Source organism: Microbulbifer sediminum (assembly GCF_021729035.1).
In the GTDB taxonomy this organism is placed as follows: Bacteria; Pseudomonadota; Gammaproteobacteria; order Pseudomonadales; family Cellvibrionaceae; genus Microbulbifer; species Microbulbifer sediminum.
Window position 1 is genome coordinate 25,847 of record NZ_JAJSAP010000010.1, and the last position, 23,959, is coordinate 49,805.

At 59.1% G+C, this 23,959-nt stretch carries 33 protein-coding genes; 31 read left to right on the forward strand and 2 right to left on the reverse strand.

Annotation, left to right across the window (positions count from 1 at the left end; translation table 11 throughout):
• Positions 1-46: 46 nt before the first annotated feature.
• The 5 genes from rpoC (at position 47) to tuf (ending at position 8,899) form a co-directional block, all read left to right on the forward strand.
• Complete coding sequence (rpoC, locus tag LVD11_RS15265; RefSeq protein WP_237060413.1) at positions 47-4,276, forward strand: DNA-directed RNA polymerase subunit beta'; 4,230 nt, start codon at positions 47-49, stop codon at positions 4,274-4,276.
• A 210-nt stretch (positions 4,277-4,486) separates the two neighbouring features.
• Positions 4,487-4,861, forward strand: coding sequence for a 30S ribosomal protein S12 (gene rpsL / locus LVD11_RS15270; protein WP_067150990.1), 375 nt, complete (start codon positions 4,487-4,489; stop codon positions 4,859-4,861).
• Between the two features lie 112 nt (positions 4,862-4,973).
• The gene (gene rpsG, locus LVD11_RS15275; RefSeq protein WP_073277984.1) at positions 4,974-5,444 is read left to right on the forward strand and encodes a 30S ribosomal protein S7; all 471 of its coding nucleotides are present in this window, start codon (positions 4,974-4,976) and stop codon (positions 5,442-5,444) included.
• Positions 5,445-5,554: 110 nt separating this feature from the next.
• Positions 5,555-7,663: an elongation factor G gene (fusA, locus tag LVD11_RS15280; protein ID WP_237060414.1), complete on the forward strand. Its 2,109-nt coding sequence runs from the start codon at positions 5,555-5,557 to the stop codon at positions 7,661-7,663.
• Between the two features lie 42 nt (positions 7,664-7,705).
• Entirely contained in the window at positions 7,706-8,899 is a 1,194-nt protein-coding gene (gene tuf, locus LVD11_RS15285; protein ID WP_232940890.1) for an elongation factor Tu, read from the forward strand.
• A gap of 90 nt (positions 8,900-8,989) precedes the next feature.
• Here tuf and LVD11_RS15290 read toward each other — a convergent pair whose 3' ends face one another.
• A complete protein-coding gene (locus LVD11_RS15290) occupies positions 8,990-10,450 on the reverse strand; it encodes an alkaline phosphatase PhoX (protein WP_237060415.1) in 1,461 nt (486 codons plus the stop codon).
• A 340-nt stretch (positions 10,451-10,790) separates the two neighbouring features.
• Positions 10,791-11,267 (reverse strand): aminoacyl-tRNA deacylase, encoded by a 477-nt coding sequence (locus tag LVD11_RS15295; RefSeq protein ID WP_237060416.1) that lies wholly within the window; start codon positions 11,265-11,267, stop codon positions 10,791-10,793.
• Between the two features lie 186 nt (positions 11,268-11,453).
• On the opposite strand from LVD11_RS15295, the gene rpsJ reads away from it, so the two are divergent.
• The 26 genes from rpsJ (at position 11,454) to rpsD (ending at position 23,940) form a co-directional block, all read left to right on the forward strand.
• On the forward strand, positions 11,454-11,765 hold the full coding sequence (gene rpsJ / locus LVD11_RS15300) for a 30S ribosomal protein S10 (RefSeq protein WP_066967210.1): 312 nt from the start codon (positions 11,454-11,456) through the stop codon (positions 11,763-11,765).
• A 110-nt stretch (positions 11,766-11,875) separates the two neighbouring features.
• Complete coding sequence (gene rplC, locus LVD11_RS15305; RefSeq protein WP_237060417.1) at positions 11,876-12,511, forward strand: 50S ribosomal protein L3; 636 nt, start codon at positions 11,876-11,878, stop codon at positions 12,509-12,511.
• Between the two features lie 18 nt (positions 12,512-12,529).
• Positions 12,530-13,144: a 50S ribosomal protein L4 gene (rplD, locus tag LVD11_RS15310; protein WP_237060418.1), complete on the forward strand. Its 615-nt coding sequence runs from the start codon at positions 12,530-12,532 to the stop codon at positions 13,142-13,144.
• A complete protein-coding gene (gene rplW / locus LVD11_RS15315) occupies positions 13,141-13,437 on the forward strand; it encodes a 50S ribosomal protein L23 (protein ID WP_232940895.1) in 297 nt (98 codons plus the stop codon). The genes rplD and rplW overlap by 4 nt, the downstream gene beginning before the upstream one ends.
• A 14-nt stretch (positions 13,438-13,451) precedes the next feature.
• The gene (gene rplB, locus LVD11_RS15320; RefSeq protein ID WP_237060420.1) at positions 13,452-14,276 is read left to right on the forward strand and encodes a 50S ribosomal protein L2; all 825 of its coding nucleotides are present in this window, start codon (positions 13,452-13,454) and stop codon (positions 14,274-14,276) included.
• Positions 14,277-14,313: 37 nt separating this feature from the next.
• Positions 14,314-14,592, forward strand: a complete 279-nt coding sequence (gene rpsS, locus LVD11_RS15325) for a 30S ribosomal protein S19 (protein WP_069946924.1) — start codon at positions 14,314-14,316, stop codon at positions 14,590-14,592.
• 15 nt (positions 14,593-14,607) lie between these two features.
• Positions 14,608-14,940 (forward strand): 50S ribosomal protein L22, encoded by a 333-nt coding sequence (gene rplV, locus LVD11_RS15330; RefSeq protein WP_067087040.1) that lies wholly within the window; start codon positions 14,608-14,610, stop codon positions 14,938-14,940.
• A 19-nt stretch (positions 14,941-14,959) separates the two neighbouring features.
• Positions 14,960-15,640, forward strand: a complete 681-nt coding sequence (gene rpsC, locus LVD11_RS15335; protein ID WP_237060422.1) for a 30S ribosomal protein S3 — start codon at positions 14,960-14,962, stop codon at positions 15,638-15,640.
• Between the two features lie 11 nt (positions 15,641-15,651).
• Positions 15,652-16,065, forward strand: a complete 414-nt coding sequence (gene rplP / locus LVD11_RS15340; RefSeq protein WP_067087034.1) for a 50S ribosomal protein L16 — start codon at positions 15,652-15,654, stop codon at positions 16,063-16,065.
• Positions 16,065-16,256 carry a 50S ribosomal protein L29 gene (rpmC, locus tag LVD11_RS15345; RefSeq protein ID WP_091516884.1) on the forward strand — a complete coding sequence of 64 codons (192 nt, stop codon included), beginning with the start codon at positions 16,065-16,067 and terminating at the stop codon, positions 16,254-16,256. Before rplP ends, rpmC begins: the two co-directional genes overlap by 1 nt.
• A gap of 2 nt (positions 16,257-16,258) precedes the next feature.
• Entirely contained in the window at positions 16,259-16,522 is a 264-nt protein-coding gene (rpsQ, locus tag LVD11_RS15350) for a 30S ribosomal protein S17 (protein WP_237060424.1), read from the forward strand.
• A gap of 34 nt (positions 16,523-16,556) precedes the next feature.
• Entirely contained in the window at positions 16,557-16,925 is a 369-nt protein-coding gene (gene rplN / locus LVD11_RS15355; RefSeq protein WP_237060426.1) for a 50S ribosomal protein L14, read from the forward strand.
• 20 nt (positions 16,926-16,945) lie between these two features.
• Positions 16,946-17,263, forward strand: a complete 318-nt coding sequence (gene rplX / locus LVD11_RS15360; RefSeq protein ID WP_237060428.1) for a 50S ribosomal protein L24 — start codon at positions 16,946-16,948, stop codon at positions 17,261-17,263.
• 18 nt (positions 17,264-17,281) lie between these two features.
• Positions 17,282-17,821 (forward strand): 50S ribosomal protein L5, encoded by a 540-nt coding sequence (gene rplE / locus LVD11_RS15365; protein ID WP_237060430.1) that lies wholly within the window; start codon positions 17,282-17,284, stop codon positions 17,819-17,821.
• Positions 17,822-17,830: 9 nt separating this feature from the next.
• Positions 17,831-18,136: a 30S ribosomal protein S14 gene (rpsN, locus tag LVD11_RS15370; RefSeq protein WP_237060433.1), complete on the forward strand. Its 306-nt coding sequence runs from the start codon at positions 17,831-17,833 to the stop codon at positions 18,134-18,136.
• A 42-nt stretch (positions 18,137-18,178) separates the two neighbouring features.
• Positions 18,179-18,571, forward strand: coding sequence for a 30S ribosomal protein S8 (gene rpsH, locus LVD11_RS15375; RefSeq protein WP_237060435.1), 393 nt, complete (start codon positions 18,179-18,181; stop codon positions 18,569-18,571).
• Positions 18,572-18,583: 12 nt separating this feature from the next.
• A complete protein-coding gene (rplF, locus tag LVD11_RS15380; protein WP_237060437.1) occupies positions 18,584-19,117 on the forward strand; it encodes a 50S ribosomal protein L6 in 534 nt (177 codons plus the stop codon).
• Positions 19,118-19,130: 13 nt separating this feature from the next.
• Positions 19,131-19,481 carry a 50S ribosomal protein L18 gene (gene rplR, locus LVD11_RS15385; protein ID WP_237060439.1) on the forward strand — a complete coding sequence of 117 codons (351 nt, stop codon included), beginning with the start codon at positions 19,131-19,133 and terminating at the stop codon, positions 19,479-19,481.
• A 10-nt stretch (positions 19,482-19,491) separates the two neighbouring features.
• On the forward strand, positions 19,492-19,998 hold the full coding sequence (gene rpsE / locus LVD11_RS15390) for a 30S ribosomal protein S5 (protein WP_237060441.1): 507 nt from the start codon (positions 19,492-19,494) through the stop codon (positions 19,996-19,998).
• A gap of 40 nt (positions 19,999-20,038) precedes the next feature.
• Positions 20,039-20,224, forward strand: coding sequence for a 50S ribosomal protein L30 (gene rpmD / locus LVD11_RS15395; protein ID WP_232940906.1), 186 nt, complete (start codon positions 20,039-20,041; stop codon positions 20,222-20,224).
• A 1-nt stretch (position 20,225) separates the two neighbouring features.
• Entirely contained in the window at positions 20,226-20,660 is a 435-nt protein-coding gene (rplO, locus tag LVD11_RS15400; protein ID WP_237060443.1) for a 50S ribosomal protein L15, read from the forward strand.
• Between the two features lie 11 nt (positions 20,661-20,671).
• A complete protein-coding gene (gene secY / locus LVD11_RS15405; protein WP_237060446.1) occupies positions 20,672-22,018 on the forward strand; it encodes a preprotein translocase subunit SecY in 1,347 nt (448 codons plus the stop codon).
• A 42-nt stretch (positions 22,019-22,060) separates the two neighbouring features.
• A complete protein-coding gene (gene rpmJ / locus LVD11_RS15410) occupies positions 22,061-22,177 on the forward strand; it encodes a 50S ribosomal protein L36 (protein WP_091516926.1) in 117 nt (38 codons plus the stop codon).
• A 306-nt stretch (positions 22,178-22,483) separates the two neighbouring features.
• Positions 22,484-22,840 carry a 30S ribosomal protein S13 gene (rpsM, locus tag LVD11_RS15415; protein ID WP_232940909.1) on the forward strand — a complete coding sequence of 119 codons (357 nt, stop codon included), beginning with the start codon at positions 22,484-22,486 and terminating at the stop codon, positions 22,838-22,840.
• Positions 22,841-22,914: 74 nt separating this feature from the next.
• Positions 22,915-23,304, forward strand: a complete 390-nt coding sequence (gene rpsK, locus LVD11_RS15420; RefSeq protein ID WP_067086978.1) for a 30S ribosomal protein S11 — start codon at positions 22,915-22,917, stop codon at positions 23,302-23,304.
• 15 nt (positions 23,305-23,319) lie between these two features.
• Positions 23,320-23,940 (forward strand): 30S ribosomal protein S4, encoded by a 621-nt coding sequence (rpsD, locus tag LVD11_RS15425; RefSeq protein ID WP_237060448.1) that lies wholly within the window; start codon positions 23,320-23,322, stop codon positions 23,938-23,940.
• The last annotated feature ends 19 nt before the right edge of the window (positions 23,941-23,959 follow it).

A 23,959-nucleotide genomic window follows, 5' to 3' on the forward strand; every position in this document is an offset into this window, starting at 1 on the left:
CGAGATGGCAAGGGGAGGGTTGACTACCTCAAGTGGAGGAAAGGCCTTGAAAGATTTGTTAAACCTGGTGAAAGACCGGGAACAGCTGGAAGAGTTTGACGCTATCCGTATCGGTCTGGCGTCCCCGGACATGATCCGTTCCTGGTCCTACGGCGAGGTCAAGAAGCCGGAGACCATCAACTACCGTACCTTCAAGCCAGAGCGGGAAGGCCTGTTCTGCGCCAAGATCTTTGGCCCGGTGAAGGACTACGAGTGCCTGTGCGGCAAGTACAAGCGCATGAAGCACCGCGGCATCATCTGCGAAAAGTGCGGCGTGGAAGTGACCAAGGCGAAAGTTCGCCGCGAGCGCATGGGCCATATCGAGCTGGCCAGCCCGGTGGCGCACATCTGGTTCCTGAAGTCCCTGCCGTCCCGTATCGGCCTGCTGCTGGATATGACCCTGCGCGATATCGAGCGGGTACTGTACTTCGAATCCTACGTGGTCACCGATCCGGGTATGACCACCCTGGAGCGCGGCCAGCTGCTGAATGACGAGCAGTACTTTGAGGCGATGGAAGAGTTCGCCGACGAGTTCGAGGCCAAGATGGGCGCCGAGGCGATCCAGGACCTGATGAGCGATATCGACCTGCCGGCGGAAATCCAGCGCCTGCGGGAAGAGATCCCGGCCACCAACTCCGAGACCAAGATCAAGAAGCTGTCCAAGCGTCTGAAGCTGCTGGAAGCATTCTACAAGTCCGGTAACGACCCGGAGTGGATGATCATGCAGGCGCTGCCGGTACTGCCGCCGGACCTTCGCCCGCTGGTTCCGCTGGACGGTGGCCGCTTCGCGACCTCCGACCTGAATGACCTGTACCGCCGCGTGATCAACCGCAACAACCGGCTCAAGCGCCTGCTGGAGCTGAACGCGCCGGACATCATCGTGCGCAACGAGAAGCGCATGCTGCAGGAATCCGTCGACGCACTGTTGGACAACGGCCGTCGCGGCCGGGCCATTACCGGGTCCAACAAGCGTCCGCTGAAGTCCCTGGCTGACATGATCAAGGGTAAGCAGGGCCGTTTCCGCCAGAACCTGCTGGGTAAGCGCGTGGACTATTCCGGTCGTTCCGTGATCGTGGTGGGCCCGACCCTGCGGCTGCACCAGTGTGGCCTGCCCAAGAAGATGGCCCTGGAGCTGTTCAAGCCGTTCATTTTCGGCAAGCTCGAGACCCGCGGCCTGGCCACCACCATCAAAGCGGCCAAGAAAATGGTCGAGCGCGAAGAAGCGGTGGTGTGGGACATCCTCGACGAGGTGATCCGCGAGCACCCGGTACTGCTGAACCGCGCCCCGACCCTGCACCGCCTGGGTATCCAGGCGTTCGAGCCGGTACTGATCGAAGGTAAGGCAATCCAGCTGCACCCGCTGGTGTGTGCGGCCTACAACGCCGACTTCGATGGTGACCAAATGGCCGTGCACGTGCCGCTGACCATCGAGGCGCAGCTGGAATCCCGCGCGCTGATGATGTCCACCAACAACATCCTGTCGCCCGCCAACGGCGAGCCGATCATCGTGCCGTCCCAGGACGTGGTCCTGGGCCTGTACTGGATGACCCGCGAGCGCGTCAACGACAAGGGCGAGGGCATGGTCTTCTCCGACATCAAGGAGGTGAGCCGTGCGTTCTACGCCAAGCAGGTGGGCCTGCAGGCGAGGATCAAGGTCCGTATCCGCGAGGTGATCGTGGGTGAGGACGGCGAGAAGCGCGAGAGCACCACGCTGCAGGACACCACCGTTGGCCGTGCCCTGCTGTGGAATATTGTTCCCGACGGCCTGGCATTCGAGCTGGTCAACCAGCCGATGAAGAAGAAGTCGATCTCCCGTGTCCTGAACGAGTGCTACCGCAACGTGGGTCTCAAGGCGACTGTTATTTTCGCCGACCAGCTGATGTATACCGGTTTCGACTTCTCCACCAAGTCCGGTTCCTCCATCGGTGTGAACGACTTCGAGATCCCGGCTGCCAAGGCCGAGCTCATCGAGAGCGCCGAGGAAGAAGTGAAGGAGATCGAGAGCCAGTTCGCGTCCGGTCTGGTAACCGCGGGCGAGAAGTACAACAAGGTGATCGATGTCTGGTCCCGCACCAATGACAAGGTGACCCAGGCGATGATGGCCGGCATCAAGAAAGAGCCGGTTGTGGATCGCGATGGTAACGAGACCGAGCAGGACTCCTTCAACTCCGTCTACATGTACGCCGATTCCGGCGCCCGGGGTAGTGAGGCGCAGATTCGCCAGCTGGCCGGTATGCGGGGCCTGATGGCGCGTCCGGATGGCTCGATTATCGAGAACGCCATTACCGCGAACTTCCGCGAGGGCCTGTCGGTACTGCAGTACTTTATTTCCACCCACGGCGCCCGTAAGGGTCTGGCGGATACCGCCCTGAAGACCGCGAACTCCGGTTACCTGACCCGCCGTCTGGTGGATGTGGCCCAGGACGTGGTGATTACCGAGGATGACTGCGGCACCGATGACGGCCTGACCATGGCGCCGGTTATTGAGGGCGGCGACGTAATCGAGTCCCTGGGCGACCGTATCCTGGGCCGAGTCGTGGCCCGTGATGTGATCAAGCCGGGCAGCGATGAGATTGCCATCCCCGCCGGCACCATGATCGATGAGAAGTGGGTCGAGCGTATCGAGACCATGGGTATCGATGAGGTGATCGTACGTTCCCCCATCACCTGTGAGACCGCGCACGGCATTTGCGCCCTGTGTTATGGCCGCGACCTGGCCCGGGGCCACCGCGCCAATTCCGGTGAGTCTGTGGGCGTTGTTGCGGCCCAGTCCATCGGTGAGCCGGGTACCCAGCTGACCATGCGGACCTTCCACATCGGTGGTGCGGCGAGCCGTGCCTCTGCTGCGGACAGCATCCAGGTGAAACAGGAAGGTACTGTACGCCTGCACAACGTGAAGACGGTGAAGGCAGAAAGCGGCGTCCTGGTGGCGGTATCCCGTTCCGGTGAGCTGGCCATTGCCGACAGCGCCGGCCGTGAGCGTGAGCGCTACAAGCTGCCCTACGGTGCTGCGATCAGCGTGGACGAGGGCACCCAGGTCGATGGCGGCCAGGTGGTGGCCAAGTGGGATCCGCACACCCACCCGATCATTACCGAGGTGGCCGGCTGGGTGAAACTGTCCGGTATGGAAGACGGGCTGTCCATCCGCAAGCAGACCGATGAGATCACCGGGCTGTCCTCCATCGAGGTCATCGACCCGGCGGAGCGCCCGTCTGCAGGTAAAGACCTGCGCCCGGCGGTGACCCTGGTGGATGAGAACGGCGAGGAGCTTACCCTGGCCAACAGCAACGCGCCGGCGCACTACGCGTTGCCCTCGCGGGCCATCGTCAGCCTCAAGGACGGCGACAAGGTGAATATCGGTGACATCGTCGCCCGTATCCCGCAGGAATCCGGTGGTACCAAGGACATTACCGGTGGTCTGCCGCGGGTTGCCGACCTGTTTGAGGCGCGGAAGCCGAAGGAGCCGTCCATCCTGGCGGAAATCTCCGGTACCGTGTCGTTCGGTAAAGAGACCAAGGGCAAGGTACGCCTGCAGATCACCCCGACGGATGGCAAGCCGCTGCCGAACGGCAAGGACCACTACGAGGTACTGATCCCGAAGCACCGCCAGCTGACAGTGTTCGAGGGGGAAACCGTGGAGAAGGGCGAAGTCATCTCTGACGGCCCGTCCAACCCGCACGACATTCTGCGCCTGAAAGGTGTGGAGGAGCTGGCGCGCTACATTACCAATGAGATCCAGGAGGTTTACCGTCTCCAGGGCGTGGGCATCAACGACAAACACATCGAAGTGATCGTGCGTCAGATGCTGCGCAAGGTGGAAATCATTGAGATGGGTGACTCTGAGTTCATCAAGGGCGACCAGGTGGAGTACCAGCGGGTCATCGAGGAGAACGAGCGCCTGCGGGCCGAGAACAAGCAGCCGGCCCAGTTCGAGCGCCTGCTGCTGGGTATCACCAAGGCGTCCCTGGCCACCGAGTCCTTCCTGTCCGCGGCCTCCTTCCAGGAGACCACCCGCGTGCTGACCGAGGCGGCGGTGACCGGCAAGGAAGACAGCCTGCGTGGCCTGAAGGAGAACGTTGTGGTGGGTCGCCTGATTCCGGCCGGCACCGGCTTGGCGTACCATGCCGAGCGCAAGCGCAAGCGGGCCATGCAGATGACCCAGGGCTATGCCGAGGGGCCGTCCGCGGAAGAAGTGGAAGCGGCACTGACCGAGGCCCTGAAGTCCTCCGGGGAGTGATTCCCGGAAACCAATTGGCAATCGGCGGTGGGAGTGGTCACTAACTTCACACTGCCGATTGACTCGTGGGGTAACCGCCTATAGAATGCGGCCCCCGCTTATGTGGGGTGTGCTGTCCGGTGAGCGCGTTTGCGTGCCCGGCCGGCATACACTGACGACTGGGCCCTCACTGTTAGAGGTGGGGGCGTTTTATTTTTGGAGTGATTTTTAATGGCAACGATCAACCAGTTGGTTCGTAAGCCGAGAAAACGCAAAGTCGAAAAAAGCGACGTTCCCGCTCTGCAGGCCAGCCCGCAGCGCCGTGGAGTTTGCACTCGTGTGTACACCACTACACCGAAGAAGCCGAACTCTGCCCTGCGTAAGGTTTGCCGTGTACGCCTGACCAACGGTTACGAAGTGACTTCGTACATCGGTGGTGAAGGCCACAACCTGCAGGAGCACAGCGTGGTGCTGATTCGCGGCGGTCGTGTTAAGGACCTGCCGGGTGTGCGCTACCACACTGTTCGCGGTGCACTGGACTGTGCCGGCGTCAATGATCGCAAGCAGGGCCGTTCCAAGTACGGCGCCAAGCGACCGAAGGGTTAATCAATCCTTTTTTGACCAATGCGTTTCGGTTTCCAACCGGAGTAAGGCTGAGCTCGCCGGTTTGTAGTAATACGGCGGCGTCTCAGAGCAACCCTGAAGAGAGGCAATTGCAATGCCAAGAAGACGAGTAGTCGCCAAGCGCGAAGTACTGCCCGATCCCAAGTTCGGGAATGTCACCCTGGCCAAGTTCATGAACCACGTCATGATCAGCGGCAAGAAGTCCGTGGCAGAGCGCATCGTTTACGGTGCCCTGGACATGGTTTCTGAAAAACTGAACAAAGATCCCATCGAAGTTTTCGAAGAGTCCCTGGAAAACATCGCACCAATGGTGGAGGTGAAGTCCCGCCGTGTGGGTGGTGCGACTTACCAGGTGCCGGTTGAAGTGCGTCCCTCGCGCCGCATGGCACTGGCAATGCGTTGGCTGGTTGAGTTCTCCCGTAAGCGCGGTGAGAAGTCCATGGCCCAGCGCCTGGCCAACGAAATGATCGACGCATCCCAGAACAAGGGCGGCGCGGTCAAGAAGCGTGAAGACGTACACCGTATGGCAGAAGCCAACAAGGCGTTCTCTCACTACCGCTTCTAAGCCTCATGCTTCTTTTCAATTTCATGAAAATTATCGTGAGACATTAATACCGAAAGGCAGCATGGATAAAATCCACAGCTGCCTTTTGCCGTTATATCGAGGATACAACTGTGGCACGTAAAACGCCTATCGCACGCTATCGTAATATCGGTATCTGCGCCCACGTAGACGCGGGCAAGACCACCACTACCGAGCGCGTACTCTTCTACACCGGCCTGTCCCACAAGATTGGTGAGGTGCACGAGGGTGCCGCAACCATGGACTGGATGGAGCAGGAGCAGGAGCGTGGTATTACCATCACTTCTGCAGCGACCACCTGTTTCTGGGCCGGTATGCAGCAGCAGTTCGACCAGCACCGCGTCAACATCATCGACACCCCCGGGCACGTGGACTTCACCATTGAGGTGGAGCGTTCCCTGCGTGTACTGGACGGCGCTGTGGTGGTTCTGTGTGGTTCCTCTGGTGTGCAGCCGCAGACCGAGACTGTATGGCGCCAGGCCAACAAGTACGAAGTGCCGCGCATGGTCTTCGTGAACAAGATGGACCGCGCCGGTGCTGACTTCATGATGGTTGTGAAGCAGCTGAAGGAGCGCCTGAACGCCAATGCCGTCCCGCTGCAGATGACCATCGGCTCTGAAGACAACTTCAAGGGCGTGGTCGACCTGATCAAAATGAAGGCCATCCTGTGGAACGAAGACGACATGGGCATGACCTTCGAGTACGGCGACATCCCGGCCGACATGCAGGACCAGTGCGACGAAATGCGCGAGTACCTGGTTGAGGCGGCAGCCGAAGCCAGCGAAGAGCTGATGGAGAAGTACCTGGAAGAGGGCGAGCTGACCGAGGAAGAGATCAAGGCTGCTCTCCGCCAGCGCACTCTGGCCAACGAGATCGTGCCGGTACTGGGCGGCTCCGCGTTCAAGAACAAGGGTGTACAGGCCGTGCTGGATGCGGTTATCGAATACCTGCCGGCGCCGACCGAAGTTCGTGCGATCGAGGGTACCCTGCTGGACAAAGAGGAAACCGTCGAGACCCGCGAAGCGGACGACGATGCGCCGTTCGCGGCCCTCGCGTTCAAGATCGCTACCGACCCGTTTGTTGGTACCCTGACTTTCTTCCGTGTGTACTCCGGTAAGCTGGAAAGCGGCACCGCGGTATACAACTCCGTGAAGCAGAAGAAAGAGCGCGTCGGCCGTATGGTGCAGATGCACTCCAAAGAGCGTCAGGAGATCAAGGAAGTACTGGCGGGCGACATCGCCGCGGCGATCGGCCTGAAGGACGTCACCACTGGTGACACCCTGTGTGACGAGAACCACAAGATCGTTCTCGAGCGCATGGAGTTCCCGGAGCCGGTAATCTCCGTAGCCGTGGAGCCGAAGTCCAAGGCCGACCAGGAAAAAATGGGTATTGCCCTCGGCAAGCTGGCCCAGGAGGACCCGTCCTTCCGCGTGAAGACCGACGAGGAAACCGGCCAGACCATCATCTCCGGTATGGGTGAGCTGCACCTGGACATCATCGTCGACCGTATGCGTCGTGAGTTTAACGTTGAGGCCAACATCGGTAAGCCGCAGGTTGCCTACCGCGAGGCGATTCGCAACAACGTTGAGATCGAAGGCAAGTTCGTTCGCCAGTCCGGTGGTCGTGGTCAGTACGGTCACGTATGGGTGCGCTTCGAGCCGTCCGGCGACGAGACCGAGGAAGGCCTGGAGTTCGTCAACGAGATCGTTGGTGGTGTGGTACCGAAGGAATACATCCCGGCGGTACAGAAAGGTATCGAAGAGCAGATGCAGAACGGTGTTCTGGCGGGCTACCCCCTGCTGGGCCTGAAAGCGACCCTGTACGACGGTTCTTTCCACGATGTGGACTCCAACGAGATGGCGTTTAAAATCGCCGCCTCCATGGCGACCAAGCAGCTGGCCCAGAAGGGTGGTGCAGTGCTGCTGGAGCCGATCATGAAAGTGGAAGTCGTCACGCCGGAGGAGAATATGGGTGACGTGGTTGGCGACCTGAACCGCCGCCGCGGCCTGATCCAGGGCATGGAAGAAAGTTCTTCTGGCAAGGTGGTGAATGCGGAAGTGCCGCTGGCCGAGATGTTCGGTTACGCGACCGACCTGCGCTCTGCCACCCAGGGGCGCGCTACCTACTCCATGGAGTTCCTGAAGTACGGGGAAGCGCCGAAAAACGTTGCCGATGAGATCATCGCGAAAACCAAAGCTTAAGCTTTAGTACCTTTAAAACTTTTTAGTTAGAGGATCCTAAAAATGGGAAAAGAAAAGTTTGAACGTTCCAAGCCCCACGTGAACGTGGGCACCATCGGTCACGTTGACCACGGTAAAACCACCCTGACTGCCGCGCTGACCCGCGTTTGTGCAGAAGTATGGGGCGGCGCCGCGGTAGAGTTCGCCGGTATCGACAATGCACCGGAAGAGCGTGAGCGCGGTATCACCATTGCTACCTCTCACGTTGAGTACGAGTCCCCGACCCGTCACTACGCGCACGTTGACTGCCCGGGCCACGCCGACTACGTGAAGAACATGATCACCGGTGCTGCCCAGATGGACGGCGCTATCCTGGTTTGCTCCGCTGCTGACGGCCCCATGCCGCAGACCCGCGAGCACATCCTGCTGTCCCGCCAGGTAGGTGTACCGTACATCGTGGTATTCCTGAACAAGGCTGACATGGTCGACGACGAAGAGCTGCTCGAGCTGGTTGAGATGGAAGTTCGCGAACTTCTGGACCAGTACGACTTCCCGGGTGACGACACCCCGATCATCGTCGGTTCCGCCCTGATGGCGCTGGAAGGCAAAGACGACAACGAGATGGGTACCACCGCTGTCAAGAAGCTGGTTGAGACCCTGGACGAGTACATTCCGGAGCCGGAGCGCGCTGTAGACCAGCCGTTCCTGATGCCGATCGAGGACGTATTCTCCATCTCCGGTCGCGGTACCGTGGTAACCGGTCGTGTCGAGCGTGGCGTACTGAAGACTGGCGACGAGATCGAAATCGTCGGCATGAAGGACACCACCAAGACCACCTGTACTGGTGTTGAGATGTTCCGCAAGCTGCTGGACGAAGGCCGTGCGGGTGAGAACATCGGCGCGCTGCTGCGTGGCACCAAGCGTGACGAGGTTGAGCGTGGTCAGGTCCTGGCGCAGCCGGGTTCCATTACTCCGCACACCAAGTTCGAGTCAGAAGTTTACGTTCTGTCCAAGGACGAAGGTGGTCGTCACACCCCGTTCTTCAAGGGCTACCGTCCGCAGTTCTACTTCCGTACCACCGATGTAACCGGTGACGTACAGCTGCCGGAAGGTACCGAGATGGTAATGCCGGGCGACAACGTACAGATGACTGTTACGCTGATCGCACCGATCGCCATGGAAGAAGGCCTGCGCTTCGCGATTCGTGAAGGTGGCCGTACCGTGGGTGCCGGCGTGGTATCCAAGATCATCGAGTAATCCCTGCTCCTGATCTGAAACGAAAAAGCCGCAGCGGAAACGCTGCGGCTTTTTTATGTCCGTTATTTTATGCGACTGGATTTCCGGGGGTCAGAGAGTGCCCTTTTTCCATGGACCCCGGATGGCAAAGGTAACGCCCGGTGACTGAACGTTGGCGAACAGCCAGTCACCGTAAAAGGTAGCGCCGGCCCATTCCCGGCCGCGGAAATCGCCCTCGGTGCTATCCCAGAAGTTTGCCCTGGTTCCCGGGTACACCGCGTCGATGCGGTCGATATCGCCGGCTCCCAGCACAATGCGGTTCTCCGCAAACGGGAAGGTAATGCCCTCGTGGGTCAGGCCCACCATGCGCTTGGGATTCGAGCTGCCGTCCTCGCACAGGATGATGCCGCCGCGCGGGCTGATGGCGATATTGTCCGGGCCGTCCACGTCCGAGGCGTCACTGGATTCGTAGAGCATGGTCAGGGTTTCCGCTCGCGGTTCGTAGACCCACACCTGGCCCAGTTCGGCGGTGCCCCCGTCGGTGGAGACGAAGTAGATCAGGCCGCGGTCTTCCCAGCAGCCCTCGCCGCGGGAGAAGATGGCGGCGCTCGGGGCGGAATCGAGCGGGCGGCCCTGCATGCCCTCGGGGTCGGGCACCGCTTCCCAGGTGACCTCGAAGGTATCGCCGGGCTGGAATCCACCCCGCAGGTCCATGGACGGCTGGGCCTTCACCACCAGGGCATACAGCTTGCCGCCGTCCCGCAGCGCTTCACTGCGATCGCGACCGCCGCGCCAGTTGCGGTGGCCGGCGCCTGGCTGCACATATTTGTAGAACCCGCACGGGTTGGCGTCCTCGGTCTCGTACACGACGCCGGTATTCGGGTCGACAGCAACCGCTTCATGGCTGAAGCGCCCGGCGGCGCGGACCGGCTGGCCACCATTACTGGTGCCGAACCCCGGCACGTCGAAGATATAGCCATGGTTGTAGCCATCATCGCGGGTGTTCCAGGGGTGGAAGGTCTCTTCGCAGGAAAGCCAGGATCCCCAGGGGGTGGGGCCGCCGGCGCAGTTGCGGATAGTGCCACCGAGGCTGGTGTAGGAGCGTACGAAGCACCCGCGGGCCAGGTCGAACTCCAGGCTGGTGGTGCCGCCAAATTCGGCCGGGTTGTACATGCCTCCCGGGACGTGGCACTGGGTGCTCTCGCCCGCTGACAGCTCGTGATTGCGCACCAGGGCGATGGTGTGGCCGCGGCGGGCGCAGACCGCCATGCCGTCGTGATCGGTCGGTGTGGCCCGGCCATCGTCCATCAACTGACCGGTCCAGCCAAATGACAGGTATTCGAAGCCCCTGGGCAGGGCCAGCAATGGCAGGCCGGTGGCGAGGTCGCGGGTCGGCTGCAGGGGGCCGTAATCGGGAGAGTCGCCCTCGCGACCCCGTCCATACCCGGCGCCGGTACCGGCTGCTGCGCGGCTGGCCAGTGAGGAGAAGGCCAGGGATGCTGCCCCGGCTCCCAGGCCGGATTTACAGAACTGGCGCCGGTCTAGTGTCGGTGCATCATTATTGTTGTCCATGATTCCTCCTAGCGTTTTGGTTTGCCAATGGGTTGCCCGCGGCTGCATCGGGGTCAGCGCGCTGCCGTCGGGTGGCGGTAATGCTTGCCGGTTCCCCCCTTCAGTAACCGTGGGCGCATGGAGCGGGACACTGTGGCTGCGCATCACCGGCGCCCCAATTCAATGCCGGGTCAGACTAGGCTGGTGCCGATGACGGGGAAGGCAAGGTTGGGTGAAGGTTTTGTGGCCGGGGTGTTACAGCTGTAACGGCCTTGTGAGCCGCTGCCGGGGATGGTGGCATTGGGCTCGACTCGACCAGTCAGCGGCCCCTGTAGGCGCGACAGGGGCCGCTGGCGGGGGGTTATGGCCAGTCCTTGCTCAGGTCGCAGTGGCGGCAACCCGAAAACAGCTGGTCGAAGTCGCGCCCGTCCATTGCCACAAGTTCCTCGTGGTCGCCCGATTCAAAGTAAACGGTGTCGCAGCGCCCCAGGCTGCTGTCCACGAGTGTGGTGATCCCATAAGCGGGCCCAAGCGGCGGCAGGGCGCCCAGCTCGCAGTCGGGGAAGGTGGAGCCAAGCTCCCCCTCGGGAACCATTTCCAGCTGGTTGCGACCGGTTTCATCGTGCACGGCGCGCATGTCAACGCTGCTGCTGGCGGGAATAACCACCATTACCGGCCCCTGTGAATCGCGGAGCAGGATCGCCTTGGCAACCCGGTCCTCGCGAACATTGGCGGCGTGGGCGGTCTCGCGGCTTGTCGCGCTGTGGGAGTGGGTGATGACCCGGTATGAGACTGAGTGGTCATCCAGAAACTGACTGACTGTTGAGGCCATGGTCATGATGGGTTCCTCCTGTTCGGCCCGATAACCGAAGTGTAGTTTCGCGCCACGGCAGCGTCGAAAAACCGGACAGGCTGGGTGCTTGACACCCAGTCCCAGCCCCCGTAGAATTCGCGCTCCTTTTCGCCCGCCCTCGGGGCTGCGTAAAAGGACGCTCTTTAGGTTTTTAAGTTGGAGTTTGATTCCATGCAGGGTCAACGCATTCGAATTCGCCTGAAGGCGTTCGATCACAAGCTGATCGACACGTCCACTCAGGAGATCGTCGAGACGGCCAAGCGCACTGGTGCGCAGGTTCGCGGTCCCATTCCGCTGCCGACTCGTAAAGAGAAGTACACCGTGCTGATCTCCCCGCACGTCAACAAGGACGCGCGCGACCAGTACGAGATTCGTACTCACAAGCGTTTGCTGGATATTGTTGAGCCCACCGAGAAGACTGTCGACGCGCTGATGAAGCTCGATCTGGCAGCCGGTGTTGAGGTTCAAATCAGTCTCGGCTAACACTTTAAATCAACTACCGAATCCCAGGCGAAAAAGGTCTGGGTAGTGTAACGCTCTGAAACTGGGCGGCCGCAGTGGGTTAAAGCCCCGTGCACTGAGAGGTTAATACGATGACTATAGGTATTGTCGGCCGCAAAAGCGGCATGACTCGCATCTTCACCGAAGATGGCGCGTCCATCCCGGTTACCGTGATTGAGGTAGCCCCCAACCGCGTCACCCAGGTGAAAACCGTGGATGCTGACGGCTATGCCGCAGTTCAGGTAACTGTGGGCAACCGTAAGGCGTCCCGTGTCTCCAAGCCCCAAGCGGGCCACTTCGCCAAAGCCAACACTGAGGCTGGCTCCCGTCTGTTCGAACTGCGCACTGACGGTTCTGACGAAACATTCGAAATCGGTTCTGAAATCACTGTCTCCGGCTTTGAGGCTGGCCAGATGATTGATGTCACCGGCACTTCCAAGGGTAAAGGCTTCCAGGGCGGCGTTAAGCGCTGGAACTTCCGCACCCAGGATGCAACTCACGGTAACTCCCTGTCCCATCGCGCTCCCGGCTCTATCGGCCAGTGCCAGACCCCGGGTCGTGTGTGGAAAGGCAAGAAGATGGCCGGCCACATGGGTGCCGAGCGTGTAACCGTGCAGAACCTGGAAGTGGTTCGTGTCGACGCCGAACGTAACCTGCTGCTGGTCAAGGGTGCTGTACCCGGTGCGCCCGGCGGTGATGTGATTGTTCGTCCGGCAGTAAAAGCCTAAGTCTGAGGGGAAATAGATATGGAACTGAATATCGCTACTCCCGAAGGCGCTAAAGGCACTGTAGCTGTCTCTGAAGTGACTTTCGGACGTGAATTCAATCAGGATCTGGTGCACCAGGCGGTAGTGGCTTACATGGCCAGCGCCCGTCAGGGGACCAAGTCCCAGAAGAATCGCTCTGACGTTTCCGGTGGCGGCAAGAAGCCCTGGCGTCAGAAAGGTACTGGCCGCGCCCGTGCCGGTACCATTCGCAGCCCGCTGTGGCGTTCCGGTGGTGTCACCTTCGCCGCCGAGCCGCGTGACCACAGCGTAAAGCTGAACAAGAAAATGTACCGCGCTGCATTGCGTTGCATCCTGTCTGAGCTGGCTCGCCAGGATCGCCTGGTGGTGGTCGAGTCTTTCGAGGTTGAGGCGCCGAAAACCAAGCAGCTGGTCAGCAAGCTGGCCCAGTTCGACCTGGCCGACGCACTGATCATCACTGAAGACGTGAGCGAGAACCTCTACCTGGCAGCGCGCAACCTGCACAAGATCGACGTTCGTGACGTGCAGGGCATCGATCCGGTTAGCCTGATCCGCTTCGACAAGGTCGTGGTTACCGTGTCTGCGCTCAAGAAAATTGAAGAGGTGCTGGGATGAACCAAGAGCGACTCTACAAAGTACTGCTGGGCCCGGTAATTTCCGAAAAAGCTGCTGTGCTGGCGGATGCCGCCAACCAGGTTGTTTTCAAGGTTACCACCGACGCCTCGAAAGCCGAGATCAAAGCTGCGGTCGAGAAGCTGTTCAACGTTTCCGTTGAGCAGGTGCGCACCGTGAACGTAAAAGGCAAAACCAAGCGTACGCGTTTCGGCATGGGCCAGCGCAACGATTGGAAAAAAGCCTATGTACGTCTGGCCGAAGGCAGCGACATCAACTTTGAAGCTGCTGAGTAAAGGGGACAGTTGCAATGCCGATTGTAAAAAGTAAACCGACCTCTGCCGGCCGTCGCCACCTGGTCAAGGTTGTTAACCCCGACCTGCACAAGGGTGCGCCTTACGCGCCTCTGGTAGAGAGTAAGAGCAAAAGCGGTGGCCGGAACAATGCTGGCCGTATCACCACCCGTCACGTCGGTGGTGGTCACAAGCAGAGCTATCGCGTTATCGACTTCAAGCGCAACAAGGACGGTATTCCGGCCAAGGTTGAGCGTCTGGAGTACGATCCGAACCGCAGCGCGCACATCGCCCTGGTCTGCTATGCAGATGGCGAGCGTCGCTACATCATTGCACCGAAAGGCCTGAAAGCCGGTGCAACCGTACAGTCCGGTGATGCGGCTCCGATCAGCGTGGGTAATACCCTGCCGCTGCGCAACATCCCGGTTGGCTCCGTGATTCACGGAATCGAGCTGAAGCCTGGCAAAGGTGCCCAGTTGGCTCGTTCTGCTGGTGCCTCTGTACAGTTGGTCGCCCGCGAAGGTCAGTACGCGACCATTCGCCTGCGTTCCGGTGAAATGCGCCGTGTGCTTTCCGAGTGTCGCGCCACCCTGGGTGAAGTGAGCAACTCCGAGCACAGCCTGCGTAAGCTGGGTAAAGCTGGTGCCAAGCGCTGGCGCGGTGTTCGTCCGACCGTTCGCGGTGTGGCGATGAACCCGGTGGATCACCCGCACGGTGGTGGTGAAGGTCGTACCTCTGGTGGCCGTCACCCTGTAACCCCGTGGGGCGTGCCTACCAAGGGTAAGAAGACGCGCAAGAACAAGCGCACCAATAACATGATTGTACGTCGTCGCGGCAAATAAGCCGCGCGTCGTCTGAGCAGCTAGAGAGGAATCGACAGTGCCACGCTCACTAAAGAAAGGTCCCTTTATTGATCTGCATTTGATCAAGAAGGTGGAGGCGGCGATCGCAGCCAATGATCGTCGACCGATTAAAACCTGGTCCCGCCGTTCCATGATTATGCCGGAAATGGTTGGACTGACGATTGCCGTGCACAACGGTCGTCAACACGTGCCCGTACTGGTCAACGAAGAAATGGTTGGCCATAAGCTGGGCGAGTTCGCCGCCACCCGCACTTACCGCGGTCACGCTGCGGACAAGAAAGCGAAGAAGCGCTAAGCCGAGGTTAAAACGATGGAAGTAGCAGCAAAACTACGCGGCGCTCGTCTGTCGGCGCAAAAGGCGCGTCTGGTAGCTGATCAGATTCGCGGCAAAGGTGTCGAGGAAGCCCTGGACATCCTGGCGTTCAGCCAGAAAAAGGGCGCGGCGATCGTCAAGAAAGTTCTGGAGTCGGCCATTGCCAACGCCGAGCACAACGACGGTGCCGACGTTGACGAGCTGAAGGTGTCCACTATTTTCGTGGACGAAGGTATGACCATGAAGCGCATCAAGCCGCGCGCCAAGGGTCGTGCCGACCGTATTCTTAAGCGTACTTGTCACATCACTGTGAAAGTGGCCGAGAAATAAGAGAGCAGGCGAGAAAACCATGGGACAAAAAGTAAATCCTACCGGCATTCGTCTGGGTATCGTTAAAAAGCATACCTCTGTGTGGTATGCCGGCAGCGACGAGTACGCAGACAAGCTGTACACGGATCTGAATGTTCGCGATTTCATTCGCAAGAAGCTGGCCCACGCTTCCGTGAGCCGCATCGAGATCGAACGTCCGGCCAACACTGCGCGTGTGACCATTCACACCGCTCGCCCGGGCATCGTGATCGGTAAAAAAGGTGAAGACGTTGAGCGTCTGCGCAACGAGGTGAGCGCGAAGATGGGTGTGCCGGTGCACATTGACATCGAGGAAGTGCGCAAGCCAGACCTGGACGCCACCCTGGTGGCCCAGAACGTTGCCCAGCAGCTGGAGCGTCGTGTGATGTTCCGTCGCGCGATGAAGCGTGCGGTTCAGAACGCCATGCGCCAGGGTGCCGAAGGCATCCGGATTCAGGTCGGTGGCCGTCTGGGCGGTGCTGAAATTGCTCGCACCGAGTGGTACCGCGAAGGTCGTGTGCCCCTGCACACCCTGCGCGCGAACATCGACTACGGCACTGCTGAAGCGATGACCACTTACGGCATCATCGGTATCAAGGTATGGATCTTCAAAGGTGAGGTTATCGGCGACGAAATGCCCGATGAGCAGCCGAAGAAGACCCGCAAGAAAGCTGCTAAGTAAGGGGTGCGCAGATGCTACAACCGAAGCGTACAAAATTCCGCAAGGTACAGAAGGGTCGCAACCGCGGTCTTTCCCAGCGCGGCTCCAAGGTGAGCTTTGGCGAGTTTGGCCTCAAGGCCATTGGTCGTGGTCGCATCACTGCGCGCCAGATCGAAGCGGCTCGTCGCGCAATGACCCGTCACGTAAAGCGTGGCGGTAAGATCTGGATTCGAGTGTTTCCGGACAAGCCCATTTCCAGTAAGCCCCTCGAAGTTCGGATGGGTAAAGGTAAGGGTAACGTAGAATATTGGGTGGCACAGATCCAGCCGGGTAAGGTCCTCTACGAGATGGAGGGTGTTTCCGAGGATCTGGCTCGCGAAGCTTTCGAGCTCGCCGCGGCCAAGCTGCCTGTGAAGACAACTTTCGTTAAGCGTTCGGTGATGTAATGAAGACTGCAGATCTACGCGAAAAGTCAGTTGAGGAGTTGAACCAGGAGCTGCTGAATCAACTGGAAGCTCAGTTCAAGCTTCGCATGCAACAGTCCACCGGTCAGCTGGCTCAGACTCATCTGCTGAAGCAGACTCGTCGCGACATTGCTCGCATTAAGACTGTGTTGACCGAGAAGGCAGGTAATTAATCATGGCTGAAGCAAAACTGAAGCGTACTGCGACTGGTAAGGTCGTAAGTGACAAGATGGACAAAACCATCACCGTTTTGATCGAGCGCCGTGTTAAGCACCCGATCTACGGCAAATACGTGAGCAAGTCCACCAAGCTCAAGGCTCACGACGAGAACAACGACTGCAACATCGGTGATGTTGTGGTTATCGAGGAGTCTCGTCCGCTGTCCAAGAGCAAAGCCTGGGCTTTGCAGAAAATTGTAGAGCGTGCGGCGAAGGTTTAACCCCTAGCGCATTGAAGAGTTTCGGAGAGAGACGATGATTCAAGCGGAATCCTACTTAGAAGTAGCTGACAACAGTGGGGCTCGCCGCGTCATGTGCATCAAGGTGCTGGGCGGCTCCCATCGTCGGTATGCTGGCGTGGGCGACATTATTAAGGTGACCGTTAAGGAAGCCATTCCCCGCGGTAAAGTAAAGAAAGGTCAGGTAATGAACGCAGTGGTCGTGCGCACCAAGAAAGGTGTGCGTCGCCCCGACGGTTCCCTGATTAAGTTTGACGAAAACGCAGCGGTACTGCTGAACCAGCAACATGCGCCGGTCGGCACCCGTATTTTTGGCCCGGTAACTCGCGAGCTGCGCGGTGAGAAGTTCATGAAGATCATCTCACTGGCTCCCGAAGTTATCTAAGCCTCGAGCGGAGAATAGTTATGCGCAAGATCAAGCGTGACGATGAAGTGATCGTTATCGCCGGTCGCGACAAGGGCAAGCGCGGCACCGTACGCAAGGTGCTGAACGACGGCCGCCTGATCGTTTCCGGTGTTCAGATGATCAAGAAACACCAGAAGCCAAACCCCCAGCTGGGCGTTGCCGGTGGAATCGTTGAGAAAGAGGCCGCTATCCAGGCCTCCAATGTGGCGATTTTCAACCCCGGCACTCAGAAAGCTGACCGTGTAGGCTTCAAAGTACTGGAAGACGGCACTAAGATTCGCGTCTTCAAATCCAGCGGCGAAGCCGTAGACGCATAAGCAGGTTGGGTATTTATCATGGCAAAGCTTAAAGAGCTCTACGTTAAAGAACTCGCGCCCAAGCTGAAGGAAGAGCTGGGTGTAGAGAATGTGATGGCCGTGCCGCGCATCACCAAGATCACCATCAACATGGGTGTTGGTGAGGCGATTGGTGACAAGAAGGTACTGGACCACGCTGTCGAGGACATGACAGCAATCACTGGTCAAAAGCCCATTATCACCAAGGCGCGCAAATCCATCGCGGGCTTCAAGATTCGTGATGGCTGGCCGATCGGTTGTAAGGTGACTCTGCGCGGTGAGCGCATGTATGAGTTCCTGGAGCGCCTGGTTGACATCGCGATTCCGCGTATCCGTGACTTCCGTGGCATCAGCCCGAAGCAGTTCGACGGCCGCGGTAATTTCTCGATGGGCGTTAATGAGCAAATCATCTTCCCGGAAATTGACTACGACAAGGTAGACAAGCTCCGTGGTCTGGATATTTGCATTACTACTACAGCCGCCAACGACGATCACGGTCGTGCGCTGCTGAAAGCATTTAACTTCCCGTTTAAGGGTTAAGAGGATTCCATGGCGAAGAAATCCATGATTGCGCGCGAAGATAAGCGCGCTCGAACCGCAGCTAAGTACGCTGAAAAGCGTCAAGAGCTGAAGGCGATCATCGCCAGTACCACTGCTTCCGAAGAGGAGAAGTGGGAGGCTCAACTCAAGCTGCAGAAACTGCCGCGCGATGCAAGCCCGGTACGTCAGCAACGTCGCTGCCGTATTACTGGTCGCCCCCACGCTGTTTACCGCAAGTTCGGCCTGTGCCGTAACAAGCTGCGCGAAGCGGCCATGCGTGGTGATGTTCCCGGCCTGGTCAAGTCCAGCTGGTAAGAAGTCCAGCCGGTATTCGGCAGATTTGAGGAGTCTCATAAAATGAGTATGCAAGATCCGTTGGCAGATATGCTGACTCGCATCCGCAATGCCCTCGGGCGCGGAAAGGCTGAGGTCACACTGCCTTCATCCAAACTGAAAGTGAATGTGGCCAAGGTCCTGAAGGACGAGGGTTACATCAACGATTACGCCGTAAGCGAAGGTGCCAAGCCGGAGCTGACCATTGACCTGAAATACTTCCAGGGCAAGCCGGTCATCGCCGAGCTGGACCGTCTGTCCCGTCCGGGCCTGCGCGCTTACTTTGGTAAGAAAGCTCTGCCTTCCGTCCGCGGTGGCCTGGGTATCGCAATCGTCTCCACCTCCAAGGGTGTGATGACTGATCGTGCTGCTCGCCAGGCTGGTATCGGCGGCGAAGTGCTTTGCACCGTATTCTAAGCGGGGGTTGGTATGTCTCGAGTAGCAAATGATCCGGTAAAAATCCCCGCAGGCGTTACCGTTGACCTGAAAGGCCAGGACATCGCCGTCAAAGGCGGTAATGGCAACCTGGACATGGTCATCCATGGCGATGTGGAAGTGGCAGAGGCGGACAGCCAGCTGACTTTCACCGCACGTAACGGTTCCAAGAAGGCCAAGGCGCTCGCGGGTACTACACGCGCACTGGTCAACAACATGGTGGTAGGTGTCAGCCAGGGCTTCGAGCGTAAGCTGCAGCTGAACGGTGTAGGTTACCGTGCCAAGGCGTCCGGTAAGACCGTAAACCTGACCCTGGGTTTCTCCCACCCCATCGATTATCAGCTGCCGGAAGGTGTGACTGCTGAAACACCGTCGCAGACTGAAATCGTACTCAAGAGCAGCGACAAGCAGCTGCTGGGCCAAGTGGCTTCTGAGATCCGTGCATTCCGTCCGCCGGAGCCCTACAAAGGTAAGGGTGTCCGTTACGCCGACGAGCGCGTGTTCCGCAAAGAGGCCAAGAAGAAGTAGGTAGGGCATAGAAATGAACGTTAAGAAGCAATCTCGCTTGCGTCGTGCACGCCGTGCCCGCGCCAAGATCCGCGAGCTCGGCGCTGTTCGCCTGACCGTGAACCGCACGCCGCGCCACATTTACGCACAGGTCCTGTCTGCCGATGGCGACAAGGTACTGGCTTCTGCCTCTACCCTGGACAAAGACCTGCGCGCAGGAAAAACCGGGAACGTCGATGCCGCCACAGCGGTTGGCACCCTGATCGCCGAGCGCGCCAAGGCCGCTGGCGTTGAGCAGGTCGCCTTCGATCGCAGCGGTTTCAAGTACCACGGCCGCGTAAAGGCTCTGGCTGACGCCGCCCGCGAAGCCGGTCTGAAATTCTAAGGGTTGAGTTATGGCTAGAGAGAAAGACAAAAGCAACGACGAAGGCCTGCAGGAGAAGCTGGTCCAGGTCAATCGTGTTGCCAAGACTGTTAAAGGTGGTCGTATTTTCGCTTTCACCGCGCTGACCGTGGTGGGTGATGGTAACGGCCGTGTCGGCTTCGGTCGCGGCAAGGCGCGCGAAGTGCCGGTAGCGATCCAGAAGGCGATGGAAGCTGCGCGTCGCAACATGATTCAGGTAGACCTGAATGGCGACACCATCCAGTACGCCACCAATGGCCGCCACGGCGGTTCCAAGGTGTACATGCAGCCAGCCTCCCAGGGTACCGGCGTAATCGCCGGCGGTGCCATGCGCTCCGTCCTGGATATGGTTGGCGTGCACAACGTACTGGCCAAGTGCTACGGCTCCACCAACCCGGTGAACGTAGTACGCGCTACTTTCAACGCGCTGGCTCAGATGAGCAGCCCGGAAGACGTAGCGGCCAAGCGCGGCAAGTCTGTTGAAGAAATCCTGAACTGATCGCGGTTCGGGCACCAAGGTTATTTAGTGGGTTAAGACCATGGCTAAGAAGACCATTAAAGTCACCCAGATCAAGAGCATCGCCAAGCGCCTGAAGAACCATCAGGCGTGCGTTGCGGGTCTGGGCCTGCGCCGCATCGGTCACACTGTGGAAGTGGAAGACACTCCCTCCGTGCGCGGCATGATCAACAAAGTTAACTATCTGGTTAAGGTAGAGGGGGAATAACATGCGTTTGAACGACCTGTCTCCCGCAGAAGGCCACAAGCACAGCGCCAAGCGCGTTGGACGTGGTATCGGCAGTGGCCTGGGTAAAACCGGTGGCCGCGGCCACAAGGGCCAGAAATCCCGTTCCGGCGGTTCCGTGCGTCCGGGCTTCGAAGGCGGTCAGATGCCGCTGCAGAAGCGCCTGCCGAAGTACGGCTTCACCGCGTACAGCTCCCGTTTTGCGGATGAAGTGCGCCTGGGTGAGCTGAACAAGGTGGATGCGGACGTAATTGATTTGGCAGCGCTGAAGAATGCCGATATTATCGGCAGCCACGTAAAACGCGCCAAAGTGTTCCTGTCCGGCGAGCTGACCAAGGCGGTGACCGTCAAAGGTCTGGCAGTCAGCAAGGGCGCTAAAGCGGCCATCGAAGCTGCTGGCGGTAAAGTAGAAGACTAATTGAGGCCCCAATGGCACGACCAGGATCCGGCGTAAACTCCCTGGGCAACAGCAAGGGATTGGGCGAGCTCTGGGCTCGCCTTCGTTTTCTGTTCCTCGCGATACTGGTGTATCGCTTAGGTACCCATATTCCGGTGCCCGGTATTGATCCGGAAAAACTGGCGAACCTGTTTAACCAGAACCAGGGTACCATCCTGGGCCTGTTCAACATGTTCTCAGGCGGTGCACTGGAGCGCATGAGCATTCTGGCGCTGGGGATCATGCCGTACATTTCCGCGTCCATCATCATGCAGTTGATGACCGCGGTTACGCCGTCCCTCGAAGCTCTCAAGAAAGAGGGCGACGCGGGCCGGCGCAAGATCAACCAGTACACCCGTTACCTGACGGTAGTGCTGGCCCTGATCCAGGGTATTGGCATGACCTTTGGTCTCGCCGGCCAGAACCTGGCCTACGCGGCCGAGCCCGCCTTTGGTTTTTACTTTGTGGCGGTTGTGTCACTGGTAACCGGTGCGGTGTTCATGATGTGGCTGGGTGAGCAGATCACCGAGCGCGGGGTCGGCAACGGTATTTCCATGCTGATTTTCGCCGGTATCGTCGCTGGTTTGCCCAGTGCGATCGGCCAGGCTTTCGAACAGGCGCGCCAGGGTGAGCTGCATATCCTGCTGCTGCTGTTGCTCGGCTTTATCTCAGTGGCCGTGGTGTACTTCGTGGTGTTCATGGAACGCGGCCAGCGCCGTATTACCATTAACCACGCGCGTCGCCAGGCGGGTCGTTACTCTGCAGCCCCGGCTGCGCAGTCGAGCCACCTGCCGCTGAAGGTCAACATGGCTGGTGTTATCCCGGTGATCTTCGCCAGCAGTATCCTGCTGTTCCCCGCCACACTGGCGCAGTGGTTCGGTGAGGGTGGCGAAGGCTTCGGTGCCCAGATCCTGCAGTGGATGGCGCTGCAACTGGGTCCGGGTCAGCCGCTGAACATCATCCTGTTCGCGCTGCTGATCGGCTTCTTCTGCTTCTTCTACACGGCGTTGATGTTTAACCCGAATGAAGTGGCAGATAACCTGAAGAAATCCGGTGCCTATGTGCCCGGCATCCGTCCCGGTGAGCAGACGGCGCGCTATATCGACAGCGTGCTGACCCGGCTGACCCTGGTGGGTGCGGTATACATTGCACTGGTATCCCTGCTGCCGCAGTTTCTGGTGGTCGGGTTTAACGTACCCTTCTATCTGGGTGGTACATCGCTGCTGATCGTCGTGGTCGTGGTGATGGACTTTATGTCACAGGTGCAGTCACACCTGCTGTCCCACCAGTACGAGGGACTGATGAAAAAGGCCAACCTGCAAGGCTACGGTCGTCGCTGATCGCGACACCAGGCAGCAGTTTGAGTGAATTGAGGTAAGGTCATGAAAGTACGCGCTTCTGTTAAAAAGATCTGCCGTAACTGCAAAATCGTGCGTCGCAAGGGCGTTCTGCGGGTAATCTGCAGCACCGACCCGCGCCACAAGCAGCGTCAGGGCTAATCGAGACAAGCCCGGTCGCGGGAATTCCCCTTCTCGCGGCCGGCGCCGGTTTCGTCCTCAGGGTCGGAGCCGGGCAGCAGGGACCCGAGGGTCAGCTGCTGCCAACAGGGGGCGTTGACTGTCGTCCGTTTCTTCTCGGGAGACCAGAGAAGGGGCGGACTATTGCAATTTAGTGTCTGAAAAGCTATTCTTGCGCGCCTTTTTGGTGGCGCCGCCGGTTTTTTAGTCGCTGTCAGCGCCGAATCTAGAGTTGAGTCACGCTTTGAAGAGCAAGGCCGTGGCTCCCAATACGTGGAGTACGCCTCTATGGCACGTATTGCTGGTGTCAATGTACCAGACCACAAGCACGCCGTGATCTCCCTGACCCATATCTATGGGGTCGGGCGCACTACGGCAAAATCTATTTTGGCAGCGGTTGGTATCGCTGAATCCACCAAAATCCGTGAACTGTCTGAAGAGCAGATCGAGTCCATCCGTGGCGAAGTTGCAAAACTGTCCGTGGAAGGTGATCTGCGTCGTGAAGTATCCATGAACATCAAACGTCTGATGGACCTGGGTTGCTTCCGCGGTTTGCGCCACCGTCGCAGCCTGCCGCTGCGTGGCCAGCGCACCAAGACCAACGCCCGTACCCGCAAGGGTCCGCGCAAGCCGATCCGCAAATAAGCGGTTCTCGCGGTTTAACAATCCCCGCGGCGCTTTGCTGGCCGGGGAGTTGATACAGGATTTAGGATACAGGTATGGCTAAGCCAAAAACTACTGTTCGAAAAAAGGTCAAAAAGACCGTTGTCGACGGTATTGCCCACGTCCACGCATCGTTCAACAACACGATCGTGACGATCACTGATCGCCAGGGTAATACCCTCAGCTGGGCCACTGCCGGTGGTTCCGGTTTCCGTGGCTCGCGCAAGAGCACGCCTTTTGCAGCCCAGGTGGCCGCTGAGCGCGCCGGAAACGCCGCTCAGGAATACGGCCTGAAAAACCTCGACGTCGAAGTTAAGGGCCCCGGCCCGGGTCGCGAATCTGCAGTTCGCGCCCTGAATAACTGCGGCTTCAAGATTACCAATATCACCGACGTGACGCCGATCCCGCATAATGGTTGTCGTCCGCCCAAGAAACGTCGCGTGTAAGAGGGGGCTGACAAAATGGCACGTTATATTGGACCAAAATGTAAACTTTCCCGCCGGGAAGGTACCGATCTGCAGCTGAAGAGCGGCGTCCGTCCTCACGACTCCAAGTGTCGTGCAGAGGCCAAGCCCGGTCAGCACGGCGCCGGCCGCGGCCGCCTGTCTGATTACGGCGTACAGCTGCGTGAAAAGCAGAAAGTTCGCCGCATCTACGGCGTACTGGAAAAGCAGTTCCGCAACTACTATAAGGAAGCGGCGCGCCTGAAGGGTGCAACCGGTGAGAACCTGCTGCAGCTGCTGGAGAAACGCCTGGACAACGTGGTTTACCGGATGGGCTTCGGTTCCACCCGCGCTGAAGCACGCCAGCTGGTTTCCCACAAGGCGATTCTGGTCAACGGCAGCACTGTGAATATCCCGTCGTACCAGGTTAAGGCTGGTGACGTGGTATCCATACGCGAAAAAGCCAAGAAGCAGATGCGTATCCAGAATTCCGTTTCCCTCGCCGCCCAGCGTGGCGATGTCGAGTGGGTAGATGTCAATGCAAGCAAACTGGAAGGCACGTTCAAGCGCGTTCCGGATCGTGTTGACCTGCCGGCAGAGATCAACGAAAACCTTATCGTGGAACTCTACTCCAAGTAAGGGATACAACTGTAAACAG